General features: G+C 62.9%; 4 protein-coding genes. 2 read left to right on the top strand and 2 right to left on the bottom strand.

Going from position 1 to position 3,396, the window contains the following annotated elements; translation table 11 throughout:
- Positions 1-52 precede the first annotated feature (52 nt).
- Together JWQ89_RS19575 and tyrS are read left to right on the top strand one after the other, a co-directional pair.
- Complete coding sequence (locus tag JWQ89_RS19575) at positions 53-715, top strand: alpha/beta hydrolase (protein ID WP_299643815.1); 663 nt, start codon at positions 53-55, stop codon at positions 713-715.
- Between the two features lie 67 nt (positions 716-782).
- Positions 783-2,036 carry a tyrosine--tRNA ligase gene (gene tyrS / locus JWQ89_RS19570; RefSeq protein WP_299643813.1) on the top strand — a complete coding sequence of 418 codons (1,254 nt, stop codon included), beginning with the start codon at positions 783-785 and terminating at the stop codon, positions 2,034-2,036.
- A gap of 6 nt (positions 2,037-2,042) precedes the next feature.
- Here the strand turns inward: tyrS and JWQ89_RS19565 are convergent, their stop codons facing one another.
- A complete protein-coding gene (locus tag JWQ89_RS19565; protein WP_299643811.1) occupies positions 2,043-2,492 on the bottom strand; it encodes a universal stress protein in 450 nt (149 codons plus the stop codon).
- A 76-nt stretch (positions 2,493-2,568) separates the two neighbouring features.
- Positions 2,569-3,396: AsmA-like C-terminal region-containing protein (locus JWQ89_RS19560; RefSeq protein WP_299643809.1), on the bottom strand; the 828-nt coding region annotated here is incomplete at its 5' end.

Genomic DNA, 3,396 nt, shown 5'->3' with positions numbered 1-3,396 from the left:
GCGGGCATCAGCCATGCGCTTAGTGTCCGGCGGGGCCCAGGGAAACGACGTTATGCCAGAAGTCATCTTCAACGGACCAGAGGGACGCCTCGAAGGCCGCTACCAGCAGGGTAAGGACCCTAACGCTCCCATTGCGATCGTTCTTCATCCTCATCCGCAGTTCGGCGGCACGATGAACAACCAGATCGTCTACAACCTGTTCTACATGTTCGCCCAGCGCGGCTTCTCCGTGCTGCGCTTCAACTCGCGCGGCGTCGGCCGCAGCCAGGGCATGTTCGACCACGGCGTGGGCGAGCTCAGCGATGCCGCTGCGGCGCTCGACTGGCTGCAGAGCCTCAACCGCGAGTCGCGCGGCTGCTGGATCGGCGGCTTCTCGTTCGGCGCCTGGATCGGCATGCAGCTGCTGATGCGCCGGCCCGAGGTCGAGGGCTTCATCTCGGTCTCGCCGCCCGAGAACCTCTACGACTTCAGTTTCCTCGCCCCGTGCCCCTCGTCCGGGCTTATCATCCACGGCGACAAGGACCGCGTCGCGCCGCCCCAATCGGTGCAGAAGCTGGTCGACAAGCTGAAGACGCAGAAGGGCATCAACATCGAGCAGCAGCAGGTCGAAGGCGCCAACCACTTCTACGAGGGCAAGATCGACATCCTCACCGAGCGGTGCGCTGACTATCTCGACCGCCGCCGCGCCGAAATCGCCGCGGGCAAGGGCCGCTAGCGCACCAAGCCGTCATTCCCGCGAAGGCGGGAATCCGTTCAGACACCGTTCATCTACGTGGCAGTCCATGGGCAAATTTAAGTCAGATCTGCTGACCGTTCTCGATCAGCGTGGCTTCATCCACCAGATCTCCGACCCCGAGGGCCTGGATGCCCTCGCGGCGAAGGAGACGATCACCGGCTATGTCGGCTACGACGCCACCGCGACCTCGATCCACATCGGAAATCTGATAACAGTAACAATGCTTTATTGGCTCCAGGAGACCGGCCACCGTCCCATCAGCCTGATGGGCGGCGGCACCTCCATGGTCGGCGATCCCTCGTTCCGGGATGATCAGCGCCAGCTGCTCACCGTCGAGCAGATCAACACCAATATCGAGAGTATCAAGAAAGTCTACAGCCGCATCCTGCGCTACGGAGACGGCCCGACCGATGCGATCATGGTCAACAACGCAGACTGGCTGCTGAAGCTCAACTACGTCGAATTCCTGCGCGACGTGGGCCGCTACTTCTCAGTCAACCGCATGCTCTCGTTCGACAGCGTGAAACTCAGGCTCGACCGCGAACAATCGCTGTCGTTCCTCGAGTTCAACTACATGATCATGCAGGGCTACGACTTCACCGAGCTCAACCGCCGCTACGGCACCGTCCTCCAGATGGGCGGCTCCGACCAATGGGGCAATATAATCAACGGGGTAGACCTCAGCCACCGCATGGGCGGCCCCCAGCTCTACGCCCTCACCACCCCCCTGTTGACCAAGGCCTCCGGCGAAAAAATGGGCAAATCCGCCTCCGGCGCCGTCTGGCTCAACGGCGAACTCTTCAGTCCCTACGATTTCTGGCAATACTTCCGCAACACCGAGGACGCCGACGTCGGCAAATTCCTCAAGATTTTCAAGAGGTTACCCCTCGACGAGATCGCCAGGCTCGCTGCCCTCGGCGGCTCGGAACTGAACGAAGCCAAGAAGGTCCTCGCCACCGAAGTCACCGCCATCGTCCACGGCCGCGAAGCCGCCGAGCAGGCCGCCTCCACCGCAGCCGCCACCTTCGAAGCGGGCGCGCTGGACCTGTCGCTGCCGACCGCCGAGATCGGAAAAACCGAGCTTTCCTCGGGACTTGGCCTCCTCGCAGCGCTCGTCGCCGCCGGACTTGCCACCTCCAACGGCGAGGCCCGCCGGCTCGTCCAGTCGGGCGCCGTCCGCATCAACGACGATGCCGCCACGGACGACCGCGCCACCCTCGGCGCCTCCACCGTCCTGCCCGAAGGCGTCATCAAGCTCTCGGTCGGCAAGAAGAAGCACGCTCTCCTGAAGCCCGTCTGAACGGCCTCAATGGGTCACCAGCACCGGAATCGTGGTGTGCGTCAGCACATTGTTGGTCTGGCTGCCGAGCAGCAGTCGGCCAATTCCCCGGCGCCCGTGCGAGCCCATCACGATCAGGTCGGCACCGACCGAATTGGCGGTTGAGATGATGCCGTCCGCCGGAAAACTGTCATTCACATAGGCGGTCGTGGCCACGACGCCGGCCGCCGCCGCCGCATTCTCGGCCGTTGCGAGCAGGTTTTTTGCTGCCGTTTCCTGCGCTTCCAGCAACTCGGGAATGGGATCGAACGTCATCCCCGCGACTGTGGCGTAGCCCCCGCCTAGCACCGCTGTGGGCTCCGTAACGGTGACGATCGTCACCGCCGAACCCAGCGCCTTGGCGAGCCCAAGCCCATGGTCCAGCGCTCGCGCCGCAAGTTCCGAGCCATCGGTAGCAATGAGAATATGTGCATACATATCATGTACCTCCGCCCCATCATGTGGAGATCATGATCGTCCGCGCCAACTACTGCCCGATCGAGCACATCCCGCGTCACTCGACGCGCGGGATTTCCTTGGCGCGATATTCGAACATGCGCCGGAAGGCGCCCGGCACCAGCGCCGACATCGGGTTGATCTTGAAATCCGGCTTATCCAGCGGCCCTTTGACGGCGAACGTCACCCCATAGAGCCCCTCGCCCTCCCGGCCCGCCAGCGGCCCGAGCAGCTTGGCGAACGCGTTATTAAGCCCGAACAGCGGCACATAGGTGCCGGTCAGATCGAACTGCCGTTGATCGGTGTAGATGAAGCCCCGGGCCGTACCGCCTACCGTCGTGCCCGCCAGCACCGCGTCGGTGATCTCCACGCGGTCCTTCCGCCGGATGAACGAAGCCTCCGCGCTCTTGAACTCGAGCTTGTTTGAGCGGGCGATCATCTGCCGGGACTCGGTGTGATTCCCGAGGATTTGCGCCACATTAGCTTCGTTCACGAAGGCAAAATTGCTGAGGCTGAACTGGCCCCGGTCGATCTTCTGGTCTTTGATCGTCTCGACCACCAGACTCCCCTGCCCGCCTTCGACATTGGGATAGACATTCATCAGCCGCAACAATGTGCCGAGGTCGTTGAAGGCGACCGACATGACCTTACCGCCTGGCGTCGGATTGGTCGTCACCGACACGTTCCGATCCCCACCGAGATTGGCCTGCAGGTTCACCTTCTGCAGGTCGGCGCCGCGCAGCACCAGGTCGAGGTTCACGTTGAAGGCGGTGGTCTTGTAGAAGCCCAGGGCCCGCTTTAGCTCCAGATCCACCGCGATGGTTTGGTCGACCGCCGTCGCCTGCGGACCGCCGGTAGAATCGCCGGAGAGACTGAAAAACCGCTG

Source organism: Devosia sp., from assembly GCF_028290645.1.
Taxonomy (GTDB): domain Bacteria; phylum Pseudomonadota; class Alphaproteobacteria; order Rhizobiales; family Devosiaceae; genus Devosia_A.
The sequence above is the reverse complement of the archived record's forward strand: the minus strand, read 5'-3'. Positions and strand labels throughout refer to the sequence as shown.

Coding starts and splice junctions, on each gene's coding strand:
- JWQ89_RS19575 (WP_299643815.1), top strand. CDS start 53: ATGCCAGAAGTCATCTTCAACGGACCAGAGGGACGCCTCGAAGGCCGC.
- tyrS (WP_299643813.1), top strand. CDS start 783: ATGGGCAAATTTAAGTCAGATCTGCTGACCGTTCTCGATCAGCGTGGC.
- JWQ89_RS19565 (WP_299643811.1), bottom strand. CDS start 2,492: ATGTATGCACATATTCTCATTGCTACCGATGGCTCGGAACTTGCGGCG.